21 protein-coding genes and 2 tRNA genes are annotated in these 24,559 nt (G+C 60.3%); 8 read left to right on the plus strand and 15 right to left on the minus strand.

Annotated elements, in window-relative coordinates; translation table 11 throughout:
- The first annotated feature begins 87 nt into the window (after positions 1-87).
- The 6 genes from ASD58_RS02425 (at position 88) to ASD58_RS02450 (ending at position 7,375) form a co-directional block, all read left to right on the plus strand.
- Complete coding sequence (locus ASD58_RS02425; protein ID WP_057259488.1) at positions 88-2,985, plus strand: TonB-dependent receptor domain-containing protein; 2,898 nt, start codon at positions 88-90, stop codon at positions 2,983-2,985.
- A gap of 194 nt (positions 2,986-3,179) precedes the next feature.
- The gene (locus ASD58_RS02430; protein WP_057259489.1) at positions 3,180-3,824 is read left to right on the plus strand and encodes a hypothetical protein; all 645 of its coding nucleotides are present in this window, start codon (positions 3,180-3,182) and stop codon (positions 3,822-3,824) included.
- Complete coding sequence (locus ASD58_RS02435) at positions 3,821-4,519, plus strand: ABC transporter ATP-binding protein (RefSeq protein ID WP_057259490.1); 699 nt, start codon at positions 3,821-3,823, stop codon at positions 4,517-4,519. The genes ASD58_RS02430 and ASD58_RS02435 overlap by 4 nt, the downstream gene beginning before the upstream one ends.
- Positions 4,509-5,738, plus strand: a complete 1,230-nt coding sequence (locus tag ASD58_RS02440) for an ABC transporter permease (protein WP_057259491.1) — start codon at positions 4,509-4,511, stop codon at positions 5,736-5,738. Before ASD58_RS02435 ends, ASD58_RS02440 begins: the two co-directional genes overlap by 11 nt.
- A complete protein-coding gene (locus tag ASD58_RS02445) occupies positions 5,731-6,435 on the plus strand; it encodes an outer membrane lipoprotein-sorting protein (protein ID WP_057259492.1) in 705 nt (234 codons plus the stop codon). Before ASD58_RS02440 ends, ASD58_RS02445 begins: the two co-directional genes overlap by 8 nt.
- A 19-nt stretch (positions 6,436-6,454) precedes the next feature.
- Complete coding sequence (locus ASD58_RS02450) at positions 6,455-7,375, plus strand: hypothetical protein (RefSeq protein WP_057259493.1); 921 nt, start codon at positions 6,455-6,457, stop codon at positions 7,373-7,375.
- 1 nt (position 7,376) lies between these two features.
- Here ASD58_RS02450 and ASD58_RS02455 read toward each other — a convergent pair whose 3' ends face one another.
- From ASD58_RS02455 to ASD58_RS02500, 10 genes are all read right to left on the minus strand, one after another.
- Positions 7,377-8,150, minus strand: coding sequence for a LytTR family DNA-binding domain-containing protein (locus ASD58_RS02455; RefSeq protein WP_057259494.1), 774 nt, complete (start codon positions 8,148-8,150; stop codon positions 7,377-7,379).
- Positions 8,147-9,208 carry a sensor histidine kinase gene (locus tag ASD58_RS02460; RefSeq protein ID WP_057259708.1) on the minus strand — a complete coding sequence of 354 codons (1,062 nt, stop codon included), beginning with the start codon at positions 9,206-9,208 and terminating at the stop codon, positions 8,147-8,149. Before ASD58_RS02460 ends, ASD58_RS02455 begins: the two co-directional genes overlap by 4 nt.
- A 78-nt stretch (positions 9,209-9,286) precedes the next feature.
- Entirely contained in the window at positions 9,287-9,487 is a 201-nt protein-coding gene (locus ASD58_RS02465; protein ID WP_057259495.1) for a hypothetical protein, read from the minus strand.
- 73 nt (positions 9,488-9,560) lie between these two features.
- Positions 9,561-11,828, minus strand: a complete 2,268-nt coding sequence (locus ASD58_RS02470; RefSeq protein WP_057259496.1) for a S8 family serine peptidase — start codon at positions 11,826-11,828, stop codon at positions 9,561-9,563.
- Positions 11,829-12,075: 247 nt separating this feature from the next.
- A complete protein-coding gene (locus ASD58_RS02475; protein WP_156401117.1) occupies positions 12,076-13,188 on the minus strand; it encodes a hypothetical protein in 1,113 nt (370 codons plus the stop codon).
- A gap of 220 nt (positions 13,189-13,408) precedes the next feature.
- A complete protein-coding gene (locus tag ASD58_RS02480; protein WP_057259498.1) occupies positions 13,409-13,756 on the minus strand; it encodes a type II toxin-antitoxin system ChpB family toxin in 348 nt (115 codons plus the stop codon).
- Positions 13,750-14,001 carry an AbrB/MazE/SpoVT family DNA-binding domain-containing protein gene (locus ASD58_RS02485; RefSeq protein ID WP_057259709.1) on the minus strand — a complete coding sequence of 84 codons (252 nt, stop codon included), beginning with the start codon at positions 13,999-14,001 and terminating at the stop codon, positions 13,750-13,752. Before ASD58_RS02485 ends, ASD58_RS02480 begins: the two co-directional genes overlap by 7 nt.
- A 161-nt stretch (positions 14,002-14,162) precedes the next feature.
- Positions 14,163-14,238: transfer RNA gene (locus tag ASD58_RS02490), tRNA-Asn, on the minus strand.
- A 52-nt stretch (positions 14,239-14,290) separates the two neighbouring features.
- Positions 14,291-14,983 carry a DUF3334 family protein gene (locus tag ASD58_RS02495; RefSeq protein ID WP_057259499.1) on the minus strand — a complete coding sequence of 231 codons (693 nt, stop codon included), beginning with the start codon at positions 14,981-14,983 and terminating at the stop codon, positions 14,291-14,293.
- Positions 14,984-15,084: 101 nt separating this feature from the next.
- Positions 15,085-16,134, minus strand: a complete 1,050-nt coding sequence (locus ASD58_RS02500; RefSeq protein WP_057259500.1) for a polysaccharide lyase family 1 protein — start codon at positions 16,132-16,134, stop codon at positions 15,085-15,087.
- A gap of 166 nt (positions 16,135-16,300) precedes the next feature.
- Between ASD58_RS02500 and ASD58_RS02505 the strand changes: the two genes are divergently transcribed.
- Positions 16,301-17,749 (plus strand): serine hydrolase, encoded by a 1,449-nt coding sequence (locus ASD58_RS02505; protein ID WP_057259501.1) that lies wholly within the window; start codon positions 16,301-16,303, stop codon positions 17,747-17,749.
- Positions 17,750-17,755: 6 nt separating this feature from the next.
- Here ASD58_RS02505 and ASD58_RS02510 read toward each other — a convergent pair whose 3' ends face one another.
- The 5 genes from ASD58_RS02510 to ASD58_RS02530 form a co-directional block, all read right to left on the minus strand.
- Entirely contained in the window at positions 17,756-18,220 is a 465-nt protein-coding gene (locus ASD58_RS02510; protein WP_156401118.1) for a hypothetical protein, read from the minus strand.
- A gap of 10 nt (positions 18,221-18,230) precedes the next feature.
- The gene (locus ASD58_RS02515) at positions 18,231-20,387 is read right to left on the minus strand and encodes a hypothetical protein (protein WP_156401119.1); all 2,157 of its coding nucleotides are present in this window, start codon (positions 20,385-20,387) and stop codon (positions 18,231-18,233) included.
- Positions 20,388-20,676: 289 nt separating this feature from the next.
- On the minus strand, positions 20,677-20,922 hold the full coding sequence (locus ASD58_RS02520) for a hypothetical protein (protein ID WP_057259504.1): 246 nt from the start codon (positions 20,920-20,922) through the stop codon (positions 20,677-20,679).
- A gap of 58 nt (positions 20,923-20,980) precedes the next feature.
- Positions 20,981-21,056, minus strand: a tRNA-Asn gene (locus ASD58_RS02525).
- A 37-nt stretch (positions 21,057-21,093) separates the two neighbouring features.
- Positions 21,094-22,296 carry an amino acid aminotransferase gene (locus tag ASD58_RS02530; protein WP_057259505.1) on the minus strand — a complete coding sequence of 401 codons (1,203 nt, stop codon included), beginning with the start codon at positions 22,294-22,296 and terminating at the stop codon, positions 21,094-21,096.
- Between the two features lie 110 nt (positions 22,297-22,406).
- On the opposite strand from ASD58_RS02530, the gene uvrB reads away from it, so the two are divergent.
- Positions 22,407-24,473, plus strand: a complete 2,067-nt coding sequence (uvrB, locus tag ASD58_RS02535) for an excinuclease ABC subunit UvrB (RefSeq protein ID WP_057259506.1) — start codon at positions 22,407-22,409, stop codon at positions 24,471-24,473.
- The last annotated feature ends 86 nt before the right edge of the window (positions 24,474-24,559 follow it).

A 24,559-nucleotide genomic window follows, 5' to 3' on the forward strand; every position in this document is an offset into this window, starting at 1 on the left:
ATGCGATAGTTGCGGCCATATCACAACCCAATAAGTGATAGCTCAAACCACTGGTGATCAATAGTAAAACCGATAGGGAGAAATGTTTTGACGAAGCAACTCGCACTCAAGCAAGGCGCGTTGGCTGTGCTGCTGGCATTCAGCGGTGCTGACTACGCACTGGCGCAACAAGCAGCCGGTACTGCGCCGACCAATACCGTGTACGTCACGGGTTCCAACTTGAAGCGCACCGACAAGGAAACCACCAGCGTGGTCCAGGTGCTGACTGCCCAGGACATCAAGAACACTGGCGCCGCGACGGTCCAGGAACTGATGAAACAGATTCCTGCCATGGGCAGCGATGGCAACTTCGACACGACCAACGGCGGCTTCGCAGTCGGCGCATCGACCGTGTCGCTGCGCGGCCTGACCTCGACCTCCACCCTGGTGCTGCTGAACGGCCGCCGCATGACCCCGGGCGCCTATGCCGACCCGAACAACGGCAACTCCACGATGTACGACATCAACAGCATTCCGCTGTCGGCCATCGAACGCATTGAAATCCTGAAAGAAGGCGCCTCCGCGATTTACGGCTCCGACGCGATCGCCGGCGTGGTGAACTTCATCACCAAGAAATCCTATTCCGGCGTCGAAATTTCGGCCCGCACCAGCGCCAACGATGACGGCGAATTCGGCCGCAGCGGCGCCACCCTGACCGCCGGCACCGGCAACCTGGAAGAGCAAGGCTACAGCGTCTTCGCGACCCTGGACGTGTCGAAGCGCGACCGCACCAAGCTGCGCGATGTGCGCGACATCGAAAATGACCTGTACCGCGAGCTGAACGGCCGCCTGGCCACCCCATTTGGCAGCACCGTTTCGGCCTCGCCAGTGTTCTATCGCGAAAGCGCGCCGGGCTCGAAGAACTTCGCCGTCAACCAGGCAAACCGCGCCGCCCGCCTGCGCATCACCACCAACTGCGACCCTTCGCAGCAGCTGGTGGGCAGCACCGCCATGGGCCTCTCCAAGACCTCCGTCTTCATCGACCAGAAATTCTGTAACTACGATGTGGTGGACAAGACCGAAGCGCAATCGGAAGGCAAGAACGTCAACTTCCTGAGCCGCGGCGACCTGAAAATCAACAACGACCTGCGCGCCTACGCCGAAGTGTCGTACAACCGCAGCGAGCGTAACTACACCGGTTCGCCGATCACCATCGGCACCGGCGTGGTGCAGAACTTCACCTCCAGCGGCCTGGCGAACCCGTACCAGACCATCCTGCCGATCGGCCATCCGGACAATCCATTCCCGACTGCACGCGCATCGGTTGGTTACCGCTTTGAAAACCTGAACGGCGACAACAAGAACACCACCGACAACAAGCGCATGCTGGTGGGCCTGTCCGGCAGCGTCGCTGGCTGGGAGTTTGACACCGGCCTGCTGTGGAACGAAGACTCGCGCAAGGAAGTTCAGAACGGCCGCCTGTACCTGCCAACGCTGGCCAAGCTGAATACCGGCACCACGCTGGCGCAACTGGCCGCCGACCCTAACCTGTCGCGCAACATCAAGTCCAACAACGTCGGCTCGATCACGCAACTGGACTTCAAGGCCAACCGCGAGCTGTGGGCCCTGCCTGGCGGTAATATGGCAATTGGCTTCGGCGGCGAAATCCGTCGCGAGAAAATCGACCTGCGCCCTGACGCCGACCTGGCTGCCGGCCTGATTTACGGCTACGCCAACACCATCCTGAAAGCACAGCGCGATGTGAAGTCCTTCTTCGCCGAGACCCGCCTGCCGGTCCTGAAGACCGTCGAGCTGTCCGCCGCTGCCCGTGCCGACAAGTACGAAGGCCTGAGCACCAACTACGTGCCGCAAGTCGGCGCCAAGTGGACCCCGGTTGATTCGGTGGCCGTGCGTGCTGCCTTCAGCCGCGGCTTCCGCGCACCGGCCCTGAGCCAGATCGCCGCCGGCGGCGCCCAGTTCTTCAGCTCCGGCGTATGGGATCCGAAGCGTTGCGAGACCGACGAATCGACCCCGAAACCAGGCGCAACCGAAATCGATTGCGCCAAGTCGATCGCCGCTACCGGCGGTGCCAATCCGGAACTGCGTCCAGAAAAGTCGAAGAGCTACACCTTCGGCGTGATCCTGGCGCCGACCAGCAATATCGACCTGACCATCGACTGGTTCCGCATCCGCAAGGAAGGCGAAGTGATCCTGGGTTCGACCACCGATGCGCTGAAGAACGAGGACAAGGAACCGCAAAACGTGGTGCGTGACACCAACCCGGTCAACTTCGTCACCGACGCCAACGGCAACCCGGTCCCTGGCACCGGCCCGCTGCTGATGGTGAAGCGTCCATGGCAGAACCAGGGCGCGACCGAAGTGAGCGGTATCGACCTGGACGCAACCTTCCGCAACAAGCTGGGCGACTGGGGCAGCCTGAGCACCAAGGCTTCCGCCACCTACATCCAGCACTACAAGATTGCGCAGCATGAAGGCGATATCGAGCACAACACCGCCGGCCACGATCCTGGCCTGTGGGACTGGGCGCTGTCCAACAACACCGCCATGCCACGCCTGAAGGCAAGCATCAGCACCACCTGGACCAGCGGCGACCACGCGCTGAACGCGTCGATCAATTACGTCGGCCCGATCTCGCTGATGCGCGGCTACGATGCTGACGTGAAGTTCGACCAGCCGTTCTGCCACTACGGTACCCGCAAGCCGACCGATGCTGAACCGGATCGCGATCAGACCGTGCCGCTGTACGAAGCCTACTTCCCGAAATGCCAGGTTAACAGCTGGACCACCGTGGGCCTGGGCTACACCTACTCCGGCGTGAAGAACCTGACTGTGAGCTTGAACATCCGCAACCTGTTCGACACCAAGGCACCGTACCACCCGGCATATGGCGTGACTTCGGCTGGCGTACCGCGCCAGGGCTACTACGAAGACCTGCACAACAACATGGGCCGTTACTGGACCCTGACTGCCAGCTACCACTTCTAAGCTGACCTCAGGCCACCGCGCTGGCCTGATGTAAAAAAAGGCTTTGCGAGCGATCGCAAAGCCTTTTTTATTTCCCACGCCGCGTAGCATTCATCACGTTTCGCGCCGCCGGAACCCTGTTTCGTCGCTTTGCCATGGCGCCCGCGCCGCCAGCTCCGTAGCCTTGTTCCATCAACAACGACTATGGAGCCATCATGAAACACACCATCCTATCGCTGGCCATCGCGCTCGCCTGCGGCAGCACCCTGGCTGCGCCGGCCGCCGACAATGCTGCCTTCGCCGCAGCCCGCCAACAGTTCGCAGCCGGTTCCGCCGGCGACGCCTCGGCGCGCGACGCCGCCATCGAAGCCTTCGAAAAGCTGCGTGGCAGCCAGCCCGGCAACCCGGTCTTCCTGGCCTACCAGGGCGCCGCCACCGCCATGCGCGGCCGGGACGCCCTGATGCCTTGGGACAAAATGAAGTTCGCCGAACAGGGCGCCGACATGGTGCAGAAGGCCGTATCGCTGCTCGGTCCCGAACACGACACGCTGCTGCTGAACGGAGCGCCGGCCAGCATCGAAACCCGCCTGGTCGCCGCCAACACCCTGCTCAACCTGCCCGAGTTCATGCACCGCCGCAGCGGCGGCAAGCGCGCGCTGCAGGAGGCACTCGATTCGCCGGCACTGGCACAGGCCCCCGCCCCATTGCGCGCCAGCGCCTTTGCCACCGCCGCCCGCATCGCGGCCGAAGAAAAGCGCAGCAGCGACGAAATCGGCTTCCTGCGTCAGGTGGTCGCCACCCAGGCCGGCACGCCGCCCGTGGCCAAAGCCGCCGCCCGCCTGAAGGAGCTGGGCCAATGAAGGCGGCCGAACCGCTGCTGTCGCTGCGCGGCGCCAGCAAGTCCTATGCGCTCGGAGGCAACGTGATCCGCGCCCTGCAAGCGGTCGACCTGGCCCTGGTGCGCGGCGAGATCGCCGCCGTCACCGGACCTTCCGGCAGCGGCAAGAGCACCCTGCTTAACCTGTGCGGCCTGCTGGACAAGGCCGACGGCGGCGAACTGCTGTTCGACGGCGAACCGCTGCCGGCCAGCGACGAAATCCGCCGCACGCGCCTGCGGCGCCAGGCCATCGGCTTTGTGTTCCAGGGTTTTAACCTGGTGCCGGTGATGACGGCGCACGACAATATCGACTACCCGCTCTACCTGCTGGGCGTGCCGGCCGCCGAACGGCGCCGGCGCGTGCAGCAGGCGCTGGAGCGCGTCGGACTGGCAGGGCTGGGCAGCCACAAGCCGGACCAACTGTCCGGCGGCCAGCGCCAGCGCGTCGCCATCGCCCGCGCCATCGTGAAAAGCCCGCGCCTGGTGATCGCCGACGAACCGACCGCCAACCTCGATGCTCAAACCGCCGCGCAAATCGTCAGCCTGATGCGCACCCTGGCGCACCGCGACGGCACCTGCTTCCTGGTCGCCACGCACGACGAGCGCATGCTGCCGCATTGCGACCGTGCGCTGCTGCTGGACGACGGCGTCCTGAAAGGAGCCTGCCATGCGCATTGATTTCAAATGGCTGTCGCTGGCCTGCCGCAACGCCACGCGCAACCGGCGCCGCTCGCTGGTTACCCTGGCGATTGCCGCTACCGGCACCGCAGCGGCCTTGCTTGGCGGCGGCTTCGCCCTGCACACCTACCAATCGCTGGCGCAGGCCAGTGCCCGCGATACCGGCCACCTGGTCCTGGCGGCACCGGGCCAGTTCGACGGCAACGACAATATGCCGCTGGAACATGGCCTGGCCGGCAGCACCCAGCTCACGCACGAGCTTCTGGCCCAGCCGCGCGTCACGCGCGTGTTGCCGCGCCTGCAGTTCTCCGGCCTGGTGAGCAACGGCGAGAAGAGCGAAATCTTCCTTGGCACCGGCGTCGATGCGCGCCAGGAATTCCTCGTCAAGGGGCCGTTCATGAAGCTCGAGGAAGGCGTGCTGCTCGATGAAGGCGCGGCCGGCAGTCCCGGCATCGTGCTTGGAAAAGGCTTGGCGCACATCCTGAGTGCGCACCCCGGCACAGCGCTGACACTGATGTCCACCACCACCGCCGGCAGTTTGAACGCAGTCGACGTCACAGTGAGCGGGATCGTCAGCAGCGGCATCAGCGATATCGACAAGCGCCTGGCCATGGTCGACCTCGGCACCGCGCAAGGGCTGCTGGCATCCGACAAGGTCAGCTACCTCAGCGTCTATCTCGACGAACTGGAACAGAGCGGCACGCTGGCCGCCGCCTTGCGCCAGCAATACAGCGGCAGGCTGGAAGTGCGCACCTGGCTTGACCAGGCCCTCTTCTACCAGAGCGTGAAAGGCCTGTACAACCGCATCTTCGGCTTCCTTGGCGTGATCGTGCTGGTGATCGTGCTGTTCGCCATCGCCAACACCCTGTCGATGGCGGTGCTGGAACGCACCCGCGAAATCGGCACCCTGCGTGCCATGGGGACCACGCCGGGCGAAATCACGCGCCTGTTCTCGCTGGAAGGCATGATCCTGGGCAGCGGCGGCGCACTGGCCGGCATGGCGCTGGCTGCCGCAACCTCGATGGCACTGCTGGTGCTGGGCATAGAGATGCCGCCGCCGCCCGGCCGCACCAGCGGCTATCCGCTGGTGGTCGCTGTATCGCCCACCATGTATGCAGGCGCCGCGCTGGCCGTGACCCTGCTCGCCACCCTGGCTTCCTTCCTCGTCAGCCGCAAGGCTGCCAATCAATCCGTTGTGGAGGCACTCGCCCATGTTTAAGCCCCTGATTGCTGCCGCCCTTGCCGCGGCATGCGCTAGCGCCGCGGCGCTCGATATCCCCGCGATCCTGCGCAAGGCCGATTCGTTCCGCCTGCGCGACGCTTCCTCGCAAGTGGACACGCTGGTGCAGACCTTCAAGGACGGCAAGCCGGACAAGGAGAAACGCTACCAGGTGCTGGTCCGCCCCGGCGGCAAGGCGTTGATCCTGTTCCGCTCCCCCGGCGAGGCGGGGCAGAAGGTGCTGATGTCCGGCGACGACTTCTGGATGCTGCTGCCGGGCAGCGCGCGCCCGATCCGCATCACTCCGCTGCAAAAGCTGCTCGGCGACGCCTCGACCGGCGACATCGCTACCATGACCTGGTCCGGCGACTACCAGGGCAGCGTCGCTCGTGAAATGGAGGTGGACGGCGTGGCCTGCCTCGAACTGGAACTCACGGCTACCCGCAAGACTTTGAGCTACCAGCGTGTGGTGCTGCAGGTCGCCAGGTCCGATTACCATCCGGTACACGCCGACCTGTACGCCACATCCAGCAAACGCCTTAAACAGGCGCGCTTTGAGCAGAACAGGATGGTGCTGCAGGACGAAGTCATGACCGGCCGCGAAACTGTCGTCACCACCCTCGCCAGCAAGCCGCGCCAGTTCGGCGACGAGTTGTTCAACCCGATGTACCTGGCCCGCTCCGATGCCGCACCGTAAGCTCCTGTGCGCCGCGCTAATGGCTGCCGCTATCCCGGGCGTCGCACTGGCGGATGAACTGATCGCCAACGTGCGCGCACAGCTCGGGACCCAGGCGCTCCAGGCCGGCGAGCTGCGCTGGCGCGACGGCCCGCTGCGCTCGGTGCTGACTGCCACCCGCATCGATGGCGGCAACGTGCGCCTGCGCGTCAACGAACTGGCGTATGAAGGCTCCCTGGCGGGCGGTTTCCTGACAGCCGGCAAAAAGGTGATGAGCTGGGACGTGGGCTACGCCTTCCGCCCGCTCGACGTGGTGCAGCGCGAGGAGCGCCGCGCCCTGAATCCCCTGGCGCTGGATGGCATTCCGATGCTGGCCTGGGAACGCTTCGCCGCCGACAGCGCCACCACGGTGGTCTGGGCCAACCCCGGCCGCGGCCGTGCCGCCAACACCACCACCGCCACAAGCCAGCGCCACGACGAAGCCATCGCCATCCGCCAATACTGGCAGCGCGGGGCGCGCGACGAATATGCCGTGCTGCGCCTGTCGCAGCGCAACGGAGTCGAAACCGGAGCCGCCTTTTCGCAAGTGGCGGGCGATGGCATCGAACTGCACGCCTCCCTGCTCTGGCAACAGCGGCCGGTGCATGGCGGCAAAGCGCTGGCTGGCTTCAACTGGACCACGGAAAGCAAATTCTCGCTCCTGGGCGAGTCCTGGGCCGACCGCAGCGCCGCCCCCGGCCAGCAACGCAACCACCTGTTGCGCGCCGCGCAATATATCGACGACGTGGAAATATCGGCCGACATGCTGTGGCAGCCGGGCACTGGCAGCCGCATTGGCACCGTTACCGCCGGCTGGCATAGCGGTGCCTGGACGTTCAGCGCCAGCTACCGCCACTTCAGCGGCCTGGCCGGGCGCCATGCGAAAGACGTGGCCCTCGCCAGCATCCAGCGCGGCTTCTGAATCACATCTGCCGGAACAGGTGCGCGTACAAGGGCGAAACGCGCAACTTTTCCGGCCTGCCGCGCAAGGCCAGCGACATCTTGCCGCCCTCCTCCCGCAAGGCGCTCAGCACGCAGGAAGAATTGACGATGGTGCCGCGATGCACCTGCCAGAACACCTGCTCATCGAGCTGCGGCAGCAATTCCTTAAGGCTCATGCGGATCAGCACCTCGCTGTCCGCGGTCACCACGTTCACATATTTGTCGGCCGCCTCGAAATACACCACCTCCGACACCGGCACCATGCGCACCTGGTTGCCGACCGCCGCACGGATTACGTTCAGGCGCTGCGTTGCCATAGGCACGCCTAGCGCACGCAATTGCGCTGCCAGCGTCTCCAGTCCGCCGGCCGGCTTGTCCTGCAAGCGCTGGCGCAAGCGCGCCACAGTGCGCGCCAGGCGCTCGTCGCTCACGGGTTTCAGCACATAGTCCGCAGCCTCGCGGTCGAATGCCTGCACCGCAAATTCGTCATAGGCGGTCACGAACACGGTCTGCGGAAACGGCGCCGGCCCGGACCAGGCGTCGGCCAATTCCTGCGCCACTTCCAGCCCTGACTTACCGGGCATTTTGATATCCAGGAATAGCACTTGCGGCTGCAAGGCCATCGCTTGCGCCAATGCGTCAATACCGTTGGCGCAATTCGATACGATGGAAAGCTCGGGCCACTGGCGCTGCAAGGCAGCGGCCAGGGTTGCGGCCAGAATCGGTTCGTCTTCAGCAATCAGGGCAGTAATCATGGCAAAAGGATTCGTACAATAGCGCCCTGCGGCGCCGCTTCAAGGGAGACCTGGGCGCGCCCGCCGTACAAGGCATTCAGCCGTTCGCGCACATTGGAAAGCCCCAGGCCGGTACCAGGCTTGCCCGGGCCCGCTTGCAGGCCGCGTCCGTTATCGCTTACCAGCAATTCCACGCCATCGCCGGCAGCCCGCGCGCTCACCTGGACATGGCCGCCGGCCACATTAGGCTCCACGCCATGCGCAATTGCGTTTTCGACCAGCGGCTGCAACAGCATGGGCGGCAGTTCCCGCTTGCGCAGCGCGTCCGGCAGGTCCAGTGCAAAGCTCAAGCGTGTGCCCATGCGCACCGACATCAGGCCAAGGTAACTCTCAAGCAGGGCAAACTCCTGTTCCAATGTCGTGTGCTGCGCACGCGATGCACTCAGCGTCGCGCGCAGGTAGACGATCAACTGGTCCAGCATGGTTTGCGCCCGCGCCGGATCGAGCGCGATCAGCCCCTGTAGATTGGCCAGCGTATTGAATAGCATATGCGGCTCGATCTGAGCCTGCAGCAATTGGAGTTGCGCCTGCAATGCCCGGCGTTCGATCGCCTCGGCGCGGGCTTTCTCCAGCGCCGCTTCGGCGCGCGCCTGGGACAGCCTGTCACGGCTGGAAAAGAACAGGGTCGCAGCACCAGTCGCGAACACAGTGAACAGCAAGGCGCTGATGCCGCTGGTCTCTGCCAGGTAGTGCAGGATGCTGGTCTGGCGCCCCAGCAGCCAGGCCGTCAATTGCGAACCAAGCAAAACGCCTGCACCCACGCCAAACGCCACCACCGGCAGGAAGAAGAGCCAACTGATTCTTTCCTGCCCCCAGAGCAGGAAACGTGCGCCATCGATCACCAGCCAGGTAATGGTGCCGATGCACATTGAAGCCAGCAGATTGATCGCAAACCGCTGGCCGCCGCTAAAGACATAGGTGATCAGGACGGCGCACAGGAAATTGAATAGCGCGATGTACATGCCGTGGACGGCAAAGCGGCGCAAGGGAAAACGGGAAGTGTGAAGAATTGCTTGCATGGCAAGCATTTTCGCCTTACAGGCGCCTGCCATGCAATCAATTTGCGACGAAACCGCGCCACGGTGGCGCGAATCGGCTCAGGCCAGGGCTTCCTTGGCCGCTTCCTCCGGCGTCAAGCCGTCGTAGAACAGGTCCGTGAACCATTCAATCTGTTCTTCGATATGGTCCTGGGCCTGCTCCACCGTGGCGCCACCCTTGACCAGGAAACCTTCCACCTCGATGCACCACTGGATCAGTTCCAGGGTTTCCGGATCGAGTTCTTCTTTCTTTTTTGCCATGTTATCCTCCCACGCAAAGCAAGAGGGAGAGCATAACGGCCCCACCTCCGCTTTGCAAATTCCTGGGAGTTACTCAAGCCACGAGCACCGCCGCGAGCGCAAAGTCCTGCGGCCCATGGACAATATTCGACGCAACCACGTCGACAGTCCAGGTTCCTTTACGGGCTTTCGGCACATGGAGCAACTCCACATTGTTGGTATTATCCAGCAACAGCGAGTTGGCCGCGCTCCCCTGATTGCCGACGTAGCGTTTGCCCGCAGGATCGGTGACGATGAGATTCAGATTATTTACTAGCGCCGTGCCCGGGTAATCCGTATAGGCCAACACGATGCGCAGTGTCTTGCCGGTGCTCGCCACCTTCACCGTCTGGCTGGCTTTCTGTCCAGTCTTCAGGCCCGCACCTTCAACCAAAACCTGGATACCCGCCAGCGAGCGATCCAGGTTGACGCGACCAAAACCCTGGTGATTGTCCAACAACGTTGCACTGCTCGCGACCTTCGGCAAACGCTCCACGCCAGCGATGAGCAAGGCTTTCAGCAATGCTGCCGAGGGGCTGGCGATTTTGTGTTTTGTCCGCAGATACTCACGCATCAAGGCAAGCGCACCGGACGTCAAGGGTGTCGCCATGCTGGTGCCGCCCATATGGAAGTACAAGTTGTTGTTCGGGTATGCAGACCAGCCAAAGTTATTTGAGCCGATCATCGTCGAGCGCGTCGACAGGATGAAGGTTCCCGGCGCAACCACGTCTGGTTTGATTCGACCGTCAGCCGTGGGGCCACGGCTGGAAAAGGCAACCACCTGCTGCGGATTGTCCGCCATTGGCGCACTCTTGAACGGCTGCACAGGGTAATCGTCGCCCCACCAGTTTCCATACAATTCCGAATTGAATTCCGGCCGCTGGTTTTCGCAGGCGCCGACTGTGATGCAGTTCTTTGCCGTCCCCGGCGAGGTGACGCTGCCAAGATTGATCTGGCCATCACCATCTTCGTCGCTGCCATCATTGCCGGCGGCGATGACAAAGCACATGTCCTTGTACTTCCAGACAAACTGGTCGAATTGCTCGCACTGCTTGTCGTATTCGCCCGGATCGCCGCCGCCCCAGGAATTGGAATGGATGCGGGCACCCTTGTCATAAGCGAACTTAAACAAATCCATCAGATTGGCGGGAATCCCCGCCAGGGCAAAGCGCCTGCGCCGCAACGATGCCGGCGCCGTCGGCCGCCATTTCATTTCCTGTTCAATCGCCTGGAACACCAGTTTAGCCTTATGCGCGTGGCCGCGAATGTGTATCGGTCCGTTGGTCGACGCACTGCCATCCCCCAGCACCGAACCGGCTACATGCGTGCCATGGCCGGAATCCGTATCTGCCGGGCCATCATCCGCCGCCGGGTTCGTGACGTAGCTGTCCCACTCCGGCGTTATGGGATAGCTCTTGATCGCGGCGATGCGGCCGCCAAAGTCGGGATGCATGGTCGCCAGGTTACCAGTATCCAATCCGGTATCGCACACTGCGACGGTTTCGCCACTACCTGTCAAACCCAGGCCAGACGGCAACAAGGCGGAGAACTTGTTGCCCATGATTTGCACGGCCACATTATTGCAAGTGCGCGGCAATACCCGCTCACGAATAAACCGGACGCCATGCACAGCCGACAAAGCGCCGACTTGTGCGCGGCGCTGGGACGCGATGGCACTGCTTGCCAGCGTCAAGGATTTGGCTTCCTTGCTGCTCGACAGCAGCTTGAAATCAAGCTTGGCCGCTGCACTCTTGATACGCCCGATGTCGTCGGCAGAAAACACGTCCACGGCAACGACATCCGGGATCGCCTGCCGCCGCGGCAGCACGATAGCCGCCGATTGCTTTTCCTTGAGCGCCGGCGCGATCCTGTCGGCGTGAGGCAAGTGTCCCGTCCAGCGCACATAGCGCAGCTTGCCGATGCGGTCCATCTCCTGCTTGTTACCGCGCACCACGTATCCAAAATTCCCGATCGGATTACGCAGTACTGCCCCTTCTCGTTTCACCGCGCTCAGCCAACTGGATTTGATTGGCCCGATAAACTGCACAATGTAGTGATGTTGCTTGCTATCGACCGCTTGCGGCTTGCTGCCGTTGAGCGCTTTAGCAGCACGTTTCGGAGCTAATGGATCAACCTGTTTGCCGCCGAGCGGCAGCTTGAATTGTTCAGTGATGTTTTCCACCGGCAGCCGGGCAATCAATTTCTTTTCGGCTGCGCTACCTGCTTCTACAACGATAAATGCGCCGTAAGACTCAATTACCTGGACATTTCCTGCAATCGCCATGACATCGTCCTTGCTTGCAAAGACTTTTAAGGTATTCATCACGCGTCTCCTTACAGTTCACCCGTTTGGCCTGCCTTGTAAATCCTGACTTACGTGTCAGGTTTGAGAACATCAGCTCTTCAATTTAGCAGCGGCAACGGAAAGAAAATACGCGAAATGTCACTCAAAGGTGGCGCCAGGTTGAAGCAAAATGCAAAAAAGCCCAACCGCGGTAGGCTGGGCTTTTCTGTTTTCGGGCTCGATGACTTGGACCCGAACCGCACATCGGTTCAACGTAGTTCTGAAATCATGATTTATTTGGCGAGAAACTATATAGCACTCTCGAATCCAAACGTCGATAAACTACAATCCTCTGAACATTGATTGGCCTCACCGTAATCATCCAACTATCGTTGAGACTGCCTCTTACAAATGCCTCGTCCTTCCAGTTGGGACCCCGGCCCGAGTCACAACTACGGCACTTGCGTAACACCCCGAAGTCTTGCGCTACGATACCCACCATCAGATCATCGTCCAGGGCCTTGGCTTCGTCACGCGACACTTTTATTGACTGGTTCCAGACATAGCTGCCCGTATAGTAATAGTCCTCACGTATATCCCGCCTAATGTCGCGACTGGTGATTGCGTTTGCCAGTCGGATAGGACTGCCTTCGAAGGCTCGGTGCCGCAAAGGCAAGCCCCCCACTAGCGCAAGACACCTGGAAATTTTATATTCGCCCGCTGCGTGATCATACGTTGTCAGGCAATTGTGGCTGTCCTTCGTATCCAATGGGGCTACAGCGAACAAGCCTTTCCCCATCTTTCCCATCCGCGCATTATATTCATCGTCCGTTTCAAACTTGTCGCGTACTGGGGAGTTTCCAGGCTTTGGCTCGAGAAGATTTTCAATCGCTGTCGGTGACATTCCCACCAATTCATTGACGATTGGGCCTTGTCCAGGGAGCCAGCTTTTCTCTTCTCCCATCGCACCGACCAATCCAGCCATCCTTCCCACTGCCTCGTCGGGAAATTTAAACCCGACACAACTATCAGTCCAGGTTTGATAATCGGTGCATTTTTCCGGAGTCTTTGCTGCTAACTCATAGTATTTATGCGCAGCCACCGGATACCCCAAGCCTTCCGCGGCGGCCCCCAGATAGAAATAGTATGTGTTGACAACGAAGCGCTTGGAGACCACGCCTTTCACCAGCTCCTCCCAGTTCTTGTTGTCATACATCCGCTTCAGGTCTTCCGTTCCACTGATACCTTTTCCAAAAACGCTGTATTCCAGCTTCAAGTTGCCTGTCTTGAATTCCTCACTGAGCGTTGTAGGTGTCTGAGCCCCTGCTGGAGTGGCTGCCACAGTAGCAAGTGCACCGAGAACGGCCGCAATGGTCTTGAGAAAACTGCATGTTTTCAAGGATTTACTGAAAGCGAGTGGAGGCCAATCGGGCCAAATTTGAGATAGTTATTTTAAGAATAACGTTATCTCCAAGCAAAGAGCAAGTCACGAAAGCAATGGCGAAACGAAGCGGCGGCACGAGCTGGGACAGCTCCGGCCCATGAGCTGTCTGTGCCGGCCTGAGACTTCTTTGGAGAAAGTTGACAGCGAGGTCCTCGAACTACCTCAACTGAATTGATCAATCAGTAATTGCACGCAAGCGCGCCAGCGCATCTTCGATAACGAATTCCGGCACAGTCTCGACCCGCTTAGCCTTCCTTGCCTCCAGGTCAAGCATGCGAATCTGGTTGAGCAACGCTGCCCCCTGTGTCCTGGTGCCCGCCCCACTCAACGATGCCGCAAAACCTGCATATCGGGCAAAATCCCCTCCCTGCGTGATTGGTGCGACCAGCACCACGCCAAAGGCATTGAATGCGCTAGTAGACAATACCAGCGCTGGCCGCATGCCTCTCTGTTCGTGCCCTTCAGTCGGATCGAGATTCACCGCTACAATATCGCCCCGCCCGAATTTACTACGACTCACCACGCTTCACGCCCCACTGGCTTGATGTTGGCCCAAGCCGCCATGTCGGCAGGTTCCGGCGCAGTAAGATCGCACTGTGCGACCAAATCAGTCAATGAATATGACGGACGCGCAGCTTTCAGCAACACGCCATCAGGCTGCACTTTTACGCTGAGCTTATCCCCCAAAGTCACCTTGAGTAGACCCAGTAACTCGGTAGGCAAACGCACCGCTGCGCTGTTACCCCATTTCTGAATTGACAATTCCATGTTGCCCTCCTGTTGATACATTGTAGATTCAGCGGAGCGCATGATCAAGAATCAAAGGATAAACAATGTATCTACAAGACTACCACGAGCCACAATATTTGAATAAGCTGGTGCCGCAATGCAAAAAGCCCAGCCGATTAGGGCTGGGCTTTTCTATGTTCTGGCTCCCCGACCTGGACTCGAACCAGGGACCTGCGGATTAACAGTCCGTCGCTCTACCGACTGAGCTATCAGGGAAAAGAGGCAATATTATAACTGCCACTCAGGCTTTTGCAAAGCCTATTTTAGATCACATGCCGAGGGACTTCAAAAGTTCATCGGCGTCGTCCGACGAGATGGCCTGGGCCGGCGCGGTAGCTGCCTTATGAGCAGCCTGCTCACGCTCCAGCAGCGTATCCGGGTCCTCGGCTTCGGTTTTCTCGAAATCATGCAGTTTAATAAACTCGGTGCGGTCGATTGCCAGCTCGAGGTAGAAGATGTTGTTACGCTCGGTGAAGAAGGACACGCGGCGCATTTCCGGTCGATCCAGCGGGGTATCCACGCTCAGCGTCACCTGCTTGTTCAGCACCAGCATTTTCGGCTGGTTCTGGGTGATGTTGGTATGTAGCTCGCTGCGCACCTTGCCGGTAAAGTCGCCGACGATCTGGTTCATCAGCTCGCCCATGATGTTCGCCACTTCGTCCGAGGTGAAGGAGCTGGCCAGTTCGGACTTCGGCATACCCATGCTCAACATGTAGCGCTCGTAGATCTCCATTGCCGCCTCGGCCGAGAAATTCAGCACCACCAAGCCGGTAAAGCCGCCGTCGAACAACACGAAGCAGCCGATATCGGGTTTCAGGCCGACCTTGGTAATGCGCTGCACCATGGCCGAGTAGGTAATCCGGCTTTGCGACGCCACGTTCAGCACGCGCGTGACCGACGAGCACAGGGTGGTCAACAGGTCCTCGGTGCCGTACACCACCCGTTCTTCTTTTGTAATCATTCCTCAAATGCTCCGGATTAAATCTAATGGATAACTTGAAGAATAACTGATTCCACCCCAAAAGCAAAAAAATGCCGCCGCACCGTGCGGCGGCGCCTGATTTACCGGGCCAGGTTGGTGCGCGCGCCTGCCGTGGCAATCGCCTTGGCTTTCACGTCCACCCCGGCGATCGGGCTGTAGGAGTAGCCGGTCGGGCCATACGACTGGGTGCTGCCCCAGTTGGTGGCATTGACCGCGCCGCTCGGCGTATCCCAGGTGATGCCGCTGCCCACATAGTTGTTGCGCAGCTCCCAGTAACCGATCCGGCTGCTGTCACGTGAAGTGACCGGATTCTTCACGTTCTCGAAGTAGTTCGCTTCGATCAGCGAAACGCCATCCATGCGCACATTGATGCCGGACGTTTGCACGTCGTTGAAATAGTTGTTGAAGATGTGCGTCATGCCGAAGCGCTGCAATGGCAGGCGCGATTTGACGTGCTCGAAGCGGTTGTTGTGGTACGTGGTGCGGGCATTGGCATTGGCCGTATCGCTGTCGCTGTAGCCGTTCAGCGCGACCTTCTGGTAGTTGTACACGTGGTTGTACGACACCGTGATGTGGTTCGCGCCCTTCTTCATGTCGATGCCGCCATCGAACGACGCATCGCCCGCGCCAGGGCAGGAAGTCAGAGACGCGAAGATGGTGTTGTGGTCGATCCAGACATTGCTTGGCTGGCCGGAGGACATGCCCTCGATCGAGATCGAGTCGGCCGCCTCCCCGCCCTGCAGCAGGCCAATCATCATGTTCTGCACAATCACATTATGCGCATTGCCTGCAATATGGATGCCGAAGTTGGCGCTCGAGTCGCTGGCGCCGAGGATGGTGATATTGCTCTTGTTCTTGATTTCCAGCGTTTGCGCCGGCTTTTGCCACTGCGCGCACACGTCGGTGATGGTGTTGTAATCGAACTTGCCGGTGTACCTCAGGACCAGGCCCGAATTATCGGTATAGGCGTTGATCTTCGCCTGGGCATCGGCCAGCGTGGCCACATTGACCGGCGTCTTGCTGCCGCCGCCAGTCGTGGCGGCGCCATAGCCAACCGGTCCTGCAACTGCAGACGTGGCGGCCGCGACTGCGGCTGCCAGGAAGACTACCTTGAGCTGTTTAACTTTCATGCGCTTGTCTCCTTTGCTTTCTGGTTTGAGGAGCGCACAGGATGCATTTAATTCAATTGAGCGTCAATTGGCCAGACCAAAATACAACAATCGGACTTACCGCATTTATTTTGGTCGGACCAATATTCAAAAGCAAATACACTTGGCAGTATGATATTGTTGCCGGATGAGAAAATTCCTGATCGCCCTGCTCCTGATAGCTGCCGTCCCTGCCAAAGCCGACCGCGCCGCAGAGATCGACCGTCTCGCCACGCGTTATCACGCCCTAGGCCAATTGGATGGATCAGTATTGGTCGCCGACCACGGCAAGGTGATTTACCATCGCGCCTTTGGCCTTGCCAACCGCGAATGGCTAGTCCCGCACACGACGGACACCGCCTTCCGTGTCGCTTCGCTGACCAAGCAATTCACCGCCACGCTGATCATGCAACTGGCCGAGCAAGGCAAGCTGCGGCTGGATGACCCAATTGGTAAATACGTGCCGGAACTGAACCCCGAGATTGGCAACCGCGTCACGCTGCACCAGCTGCTGAACCACACTTCCGGCATCATCGACTACGCGAACTACCCGGGCTTCTGGGCTCGGCGCCTTGGCGAAAAAGTACCCAGGGCCGATTTCATCGCCATCATGAATCGCCCGCTTGAATTCGAACCGGGCAGCCAGGGCCACTACAGTAGTTCCAGCTACACCCTGCTCGGCTGGGTCATCGAAAAGCAAACCGGCATGAGCTACAGCGAAGCCCTGGACAGCATGATCCTGCGCCCGGCCGGCATGCAGCGCACCGCGTATGACGCGCCGGACCGCATCATTCCCCGGAAGGCTTCCGGGTATGTGCGAGCTCTCGGGGAATACCGCCCCGCCGATCCGCTCTGGATTCCCAACATCGGCGCCGGCGGCGGAGTGGCCAGCACCACCGGCGACTTCTTCAAGCTGGATCGCGCACTGGCCGGCAACACGCTGCTCAAGCCAGAGTCGAAGCACCAAATGTTCACCCCTTACATCAAGGACGATGTGTGGGGCGACCTCGGTTACGGCTACGGCTGGCTGATTGGAACGCGCACCATTGCCGGCAAGACGCGCCTGGTGCACGAGCATGGCGGCAACGGCAATGGCTTCCGCACGCTGGTCACGCGTTATCCGGAAGACGGCAAACTGGTCGTCATCTTCCTCAACGAAGGCAATGGGAACAAGGGCCCGGAGATTTACCAGATGCGCCGCGATTTCACCGATGCGCTGTATGGGCAGCCGGTTACGCTGCCGAAGCCGACATTGAATGACTTGCTTTCAGCAGAAATTCGCCGTGCCGGCGCCGATGCGGCATTGGCGCGCTTCGACGCCATGCTGGCGCAAAGCGGCAAGCCGCAAAATGGGGATGGGCTGAATCGCCTCGCCTACCAATATGCGGAAGCGGGACAGCCAAGCACCGGCATCTCAATCCTGCAACGCGCAACCGTGCATTTCCCGCAAGACGGCAACCTGCATGACTCCATGGGGGAGCTGTACCTGGGCCTTGGCGACAAGGACAAAGCCCTTATCGCCTACCAGCGCGCGCTGGCGCTGGATCCCACGAACACCAATGCCGCCGCTGTTCTGAAAAAGCTCCAGGCCGAATAGCGGCAGTCAGTACCTGGCTTGGCAGGTCTTGTATTTGTTGTCGACGATATAGGAATTCGTCAGCGTCTTTTTGGACTTGTTGACCGCCAGGTTGATGAACTCATCGCCGCAGCGCGGTGCCAGTGGTACGAACTTCTTCTCCTTTGGCGAGTAGACGTAGACCTGTGAAATCTCGTAGGTTCCCATGCCGTCATCGGTATGGGAAATGGAAAAGTCCTTGTAGCCGTCGAAGTTGTAGTCCTCAACCTTCACGCGCAATGTCTTCTCGGTTTCAACCGCAATCGTTTCAGTCGCCTGCACACCCTCGCCGGCCAGATTGAGCTCCACCTCCTGGCCCTTCACCGTCAACACCGCCTGCACGCCCTTGGCGGGAGAGAACTCCGTGCGGCCTGGCTCCGCAGCCTGGGCGCAGGCATTTGCCGCGTCGGCGGCAGCAGCGATTGCCAACATGGCGGCGATTGTCTTCATCATTCCTTGCATTTTATGTCCTTGAAAAATTCACTGTAATTGCTGCCTTCGGCGCCGGCAAAGTAATCTGGCGGGTCGCGTCCACCGATACGTCTTCGGTCAGGTAACGCATCAGGTATGCGGCATATGCCTGCCGCTCGTAATAGCCGTTCCCGCCGCCGTTGACCAGGCGGTTCACCTGCCCGACCACAGCTGTGGTGAATACCGCGTCGCAGGCCCGGTTGATATTGGTGTGCCCGGAGAAGTGCTTGTTCACCCAGTAGTAGCCGCCGGAATCGCAGGCCGAGTGCGGATTTTCCCCGATATAGTCCGGGTCGTAGCGCGGGCTCCAGGTGATTTGCGTGCCACCGTCATTGGGATTGGACAGGTAATGGCGGGATGTCGCGGTAATGCGATGAGAAGCGGGGGTAAGACGCTCCTCATAGGCCCCGGTATGATTCGGCAAGGCGCGGAATTCGCCATAATCCTTGTAGTTGCCGGCCCAGGTGAGCTGCATGATCCCACGGCCATAGAACGCCGTGTAGTACTGCGTGGCCGGATTGGCCGCCGAATACTGCCCGTAGTACCACTCGTGCATCAAGCGGCACATATTGCCGCCGCTGCGCCATTGCGCGGTCTCCAGTGTGACTTGCGCCAGGAAGATCGCCAGGCGCTGCCGGCTGCTTCCGATGTAGCGGCGAATACAGACATTCAATGGAATCCTGTGCGTCGCCAGGCGCGTTGTCGCAGTCTGGCGCGTCAGCGTATAGGTCGCATTGTTGGTCGTAATCGCGGTGCGGGGATTGCCGGCGGCGTTGTAGAACATGTGTTTCGGCAGCGTCAGCGCCATTTCGGCCTCGCTGAGCCAACTGCACTGGCGCATGTGCGCGATGAACTCCTGCGGGTGGAAATGCCAATGTGCGGCGCGCAGCGGCACCGGCAAGCTCGCCGCTGGAACAGTCAGTGCGCTGACATGCTGCTGGAAAGTCGCCCAGTCTTCAGCGGAAAGGCCAACGTCCGGGTCAGTTTGCAGCCAGCCCCAACGCGCAGCAATGGTGTCGCGATTCCACTCGCTCGGGAATTTGCAAACCGTGCGCGACAGCGCCTTACGCACCGCCGGCAGCGACATCTGGCGAATCAGTTCGTCGCGCGTCAGCCGGCCATCTGCATTTGCGGCATCTTCAATGCGAGCAACCAGCAACGCGGAATTGCTTTGGCTGTTGTCGTCGGTGTCGTCATCGATCAGCTTCCAGCCGCGCCAATGGGGAAAGTCGGCGTCGCTGAACTTGAAGACATTCTCCGCGTTCAGGTTTACCCAGCCAGTCCCGCCCGGATAATTGACCTGGCGCCAATGCGGCGTGGTCGCGGGCGTCAGCGCATCAGGGCCGATCGTCCGGCCAAAGCGAAGCAAGTCATACACCGCGCTCACCGTTGGCCGCGCGCCCGTGGCAGGAAATGCGTCGTGGATGGCAGTGGCCCGAATCAGCAATTCGTATTCGGCATCGGCCACCCTGATCGCGGCATTTCCTACAGTCGCGCCAGTTGGCTGGTAGGTTGTCAAGTAAGCGTCGCCAGGACGGTTGCCATCACCTTCAGCGTAGCGTATGCCAACAATCAGCGGATCAGTCGACGTATATGCCGCAGCACCGGTTGGCGTAGTTCGGTTTGCGGGAGGTTCGTTTTGGAAGAACCCTGCACCGGCAGGCAGGTAGTAATAGATCTCCCCATAGACCGCGTCGTGCCGTCCATTTTCCGTTACGGCAAGGTCGCCGGTAATGCGCCCGGCCAGCTTACGCAGCGCGTCATCGTCGCACAGGATCTCGATGTGCACGTGATCGGCCACGCCATATACCCTGCCCGCCGCGCCAATTTCATCCTTGCGCGAAATACGCCTTTGCGCTGCTGTCGCCGTCCCATCGGCCACGCGTCCACAAGCCGCACTGAGCGAAGACAAGTGGGTAATGAGCGAGAAGTACGTGATGTCGATCGCGTTGGCGCCCTCGCCTATATCGGTGACGTGGCGGATGATGACCAGGCCATTGTCCGTCCACGCCGGCGTTGCGCCATACGGGTTGTAATTCTGGGCATGGGCCGCATCGGCGCTGACCGCTGCCGGGCGGCGCGCGAACACAATCTCACCATCGGCAATGGCGCGAACCGGCAAGACGGGCGTGGCGGTGGGAACATGCAAATGTGTTCCGCCATGCCATCCGAGGTTCAGGCTGATGGGGAAGCTGCCTTCCGGGATCGTGGTTCCCGGGCAATTTGTCGCAGCTACCGGCATCGCGTTCTCTACAAAAGTGCGATCCGCGGTCGCTGCAGCGCGGGCGGGTAAGAATGGAGGACTGATCAGCATCGTGTCACGGCAATGTCGATTGCGGGAATGAATGGTTATTCTTCTCGCAACTTTACCGCAAACAACAATTGGTGGTGCGCACTGTAGGCGGGATTAGCCAGCCAAGACTGACCGTTTAGCTGTTTTATTGTCCAACGCAGATGATTTTGGTCGCGTATTCATGAGCGGCCGACTTTTTCTTCGCAGCCCAGGCCATCGCTTCCTGCGCCTGGGCCATTGTCATCACCGTCGCCTTGTCCTTGTTCTTGATGAATGAAACACCCTCGAACACACCTTCTTTGCTGCGCATCACCCTGGCGAAGACTGGCGGCTTGCCTGGCTCCGTGATTTTGTTCTGTTGAACCATATAACGCTGATCGTTGTTTTCCATAATTTCCTCCCCCAAATGCGAAAAGCCCAACCGGTTAAGGCTGGGCTTTTCTGAATTCTGGCTCCCCGACCTGGACTCGAACCAGGGACCTGCGGATTAACAGTCCGTCGCTCTACCGACTGAGCTATCAGGGATCATTCTCTGACCGCGTTGCGATCAGAGAGCAGCATATTAAAGTACCTTGGCGATGGCGTCAACTACCACATCAATATTCTTCGAATTCAGCGCTGCAACGCAGATACGGCCGGTATCCACGGCGTAGATCGACTGTTCGCGCAGCTTGCCGACCTGCTCTTTGGTCAGGCCAGAGTACGAGAACATGCCAATTTGCTCACGCACGAAGTCGAAATCGTGGCCAGGGGCCTTGACCTTCAGCTTCTGCACGAAGGCTTCGCGCATTTCCTTGATGCGCACGCGCATGCCGGCCAGCTCGTCTTCCCACATCTGGCGCAGTTCCGGGGTTGCCAGGGCGGTTGCCACGACCTTGCCGCCGTGGACCGGTGGGTTGGAGTAGTTGGTGCGCACCACGCGCTTCAGTTGCGACAGCAGGCGCGATGCCTCTTCCGCGGAAGCGGCCACCACGCTCAGGGCCCCCACGCGCTCGCCGTACAGCGAGAACGACTTGGAGAAGGAGTTCGACACCAGCAGCGCCACGCCGGTAGCGGCGAAGCGGCGCACCACGGCGCCATCTTCCGCGATGCCGGCGCCGAAGCCCTGGTACGCCATGTCCAGGAACGGCACCAGGCCGCCTGCCACGACAGCGGCGATCACCTCATCCCACTGGGATTGGGTCAGGTCGGCGCCGGTCGGGTTGTGGCAGCAGGCGTGCAGCACGACGATGGAACCGCGTGGCATGGCCTTCAGGGCAGCCAGCATGGCGGCGAAGTTCACGCCGTGGGTGGCCTCGTCGTAGTAAGCGTAGTTGTTGACTTTGAAACCGGCGCTTTCGAACAGCGCGCGGTGGTTTTCCCAGCTTGGGTTGCTGATGTAAACCTCGGAATCCGGGGAGAAGCGCTTCAGGAAGTCGGCGCCGATTTTCAGCGCGCCGGTACCGCCCAGTGCCTGCACGGTCACTGCACGTTTCTCTTGAATTACGGCGCTGTCGGCACCAAATACCAGCTCTTGCACAGCCTTGTCGTAAGCTGCCAGGCCTTCGATTGGCAGGTAGGTGCGCGGGGCGTGCTGCTCGATCAGGATTGCTTCCGCTTTTTCCACGCACTTCAGCAGCGGCACTTTGCCATTGTCGTCATAATAGACACCTACGCCCAGGTTAATTTTCGCTGGGTTAGTGTCCGCATTAAAGGCTTCGGTGATGCCGAGGATCGGGTCGCGCGGGGCCATCTCGATGGCGCTGAAAACGGAAGAGTTCGTCATGGTCAGATTGGTAACGTTTCGGGGCGGGCAGATGCAAGAACAAGCCGGCACCCGAACAAAATCCGGTCAGGGCCGCCGACAATCGCATATTCTATCAAAGGTCTGCATTAATGTCTGATTCCCAAAATACCAGTGCTCCGGCATCGGAAGTTATCACTTTCCCGGATTCGCCTTTTCGGCTGCACCAGCCCTTCCCTCCCGCCGGGGACCAGCCGACCGCCATTGATGCGCTGTGCGAGGGAATTGATGACGGTTTGTCGTTCCAGACCCTGCTTGGCGTGACCGGCTCCGGCAAGACCTACACCATGGCCAACGTGATTGCCCGCAAGGGTCGCCCGGCCATCGTGTTCGCGCCGAACAAGACCCTGGCGGCACAGCTCTATTCCGAATTCCGTGAGTTCTTCCCGGAGAACGCGGTCGAATACTTCGTGTCGTACTACGATTACTACCAGCCGGAAGCCTACGTGCCGCAGCGTGACCTGTTCATTGAAAAGGACTCGTCGATCAATGAGCACATCGAGCAGATGCGCCTGTCCTGCACCAAGTCGCTGATGGAGCGGCGCGACGTGGTAATCGTGGCCACCGTGTCGGCCATCTACGGTATCGGTAACCCGAACGAATACCACCAGATGATCCTGACGCTGCGCGCCAAGGACCGGGTGTCGCAGCGCGACATCATCGCGCGCCTGATCCAGATGCAGTACACGCGCAATGAGATGGACTTCGGCCGCGGCACCTTCCGCGTGCGCGGCGACACCATCGACATCTTCCCGGCCGAACACGCCGACCTGGCGGTGCGCCTGGAGATGTTCGACGACGAACTGGAATCGATCCAGCTCTTCGACCCGCTGACCGGCAAGGTCAAACAGAAGATCCCGCGCTTCACCGTCTACCCTGGTTCGCATTACGTGACGCCGCGCGCCACCGTGCTGCGCGCGATCGAGACCATCAAGGAAGAATTGCGCGAACGCCTGGAGTTCTTCCGCCGCGAGAACAAGCTGATTGAAGAACAGCGCCTGGAACAGCGCACGCGCTTCGACCTGGAAATGATGGCGGAAGTTGGTTTCACCAAGGGCATTGAGAACTACTCGCGCCACCTGTCCGGCGCCAAGCCGGGCGAACCTCCGCCAACCCTGGTCGACTATCTGCCGCGCGATGCGCTGATGTTCCTGGACGAATCGCACGTGCTGGTCGGCCAGCTTTCGGCCATGTACAACGGCGACCGTTCGCGCAAGACCAACCTGGTCGATTACGGCTTCCGCCTGCCATCGGCGCTGGATAACCGCCCTCTGAAATTCGAGGAATTCGAATCGAAGATGCGGCAGACGATTTTCGTTTCCGCCACTCCGGCCGAATACGAGAAGAAAAACGCCGGCGCCGTGGTCGAACAGGTGGTGCGTCCTACCGGCCTGGTCGATCCGCAAGTGATCGTGCGCCCTGCCCGCACCCAGGTCGACGACCTGCTGGGCGAGATCAACGACCGCATCGAGAAGAACGAGCGCGTGCTGGTCACCACGCTGACCAAGCGCATGGCCGAGCAGCTCACCGAGTATCTGGGCGACCATGGCATCAAGGTGCGCTACCTGCACAGCGACGTGGATACCGTGGAACGCGTGGAAATCCTGCGCGACCTGCGCATTGGTACCTTCGATGTGCTGGTGGGGATTAACCTGCTGCGCGAGGGCCTGGACTTGCCTGAGGTGTCGCTGGTGGCGATCCTGGATGCTGACAAGGAAGGCTTCCTGCGTTCGGAGCGTTCATTGATCCAGACCATTGGCCGTGCGGCGCGTAACCTGAACGGCGTCGCCCTGCTCTATGCCGACAATATGACCGACTCGATGAAGCGCGCGATCGATGAAACCGAGCGGCGCCGGGCCAAGCAGATTGCCCATAACGAGAAGATGGGCATCGTGCCGCGCGGCGTGAAGAAGATCATCAAGGACATGATCGATGGCGTCTACAGCGCTGCCGCGCGCGAGCAGCTTGAAGTGGCCGAGGAGGCTGCGAAGTACGAGTCCATGAGCGAAAAGCAGATCAGCAAGGAGATCAAACGGCTCGAAAAACTCATGCTCGATCATGCGAAGAACCTGGAGTTCGAGAAGGCGGCGCAGGTGCGCGATCAACTGCACCATCTTAAGGAGCAGCTATTTGGGGCGCCGGGGGCTGATGCGCTTTAAAACCGGTACACCAGTGTCAGACCCAAGGGTCTGACACTGTCTGTGCAACGGCCTGGGGTTTCGGTTGCGCGCCGTTGATCTTCGTC

It is taken from the genome of Duganella sp. Root1480D1 (assembly GCF_001427305.1).
Classification (GTDB): domain Bacteria; phylum Pseudomonadota; class Gammaproteobacteria; order Burkholderiales; family Burkholderiaceae_D; genus Rugamonas.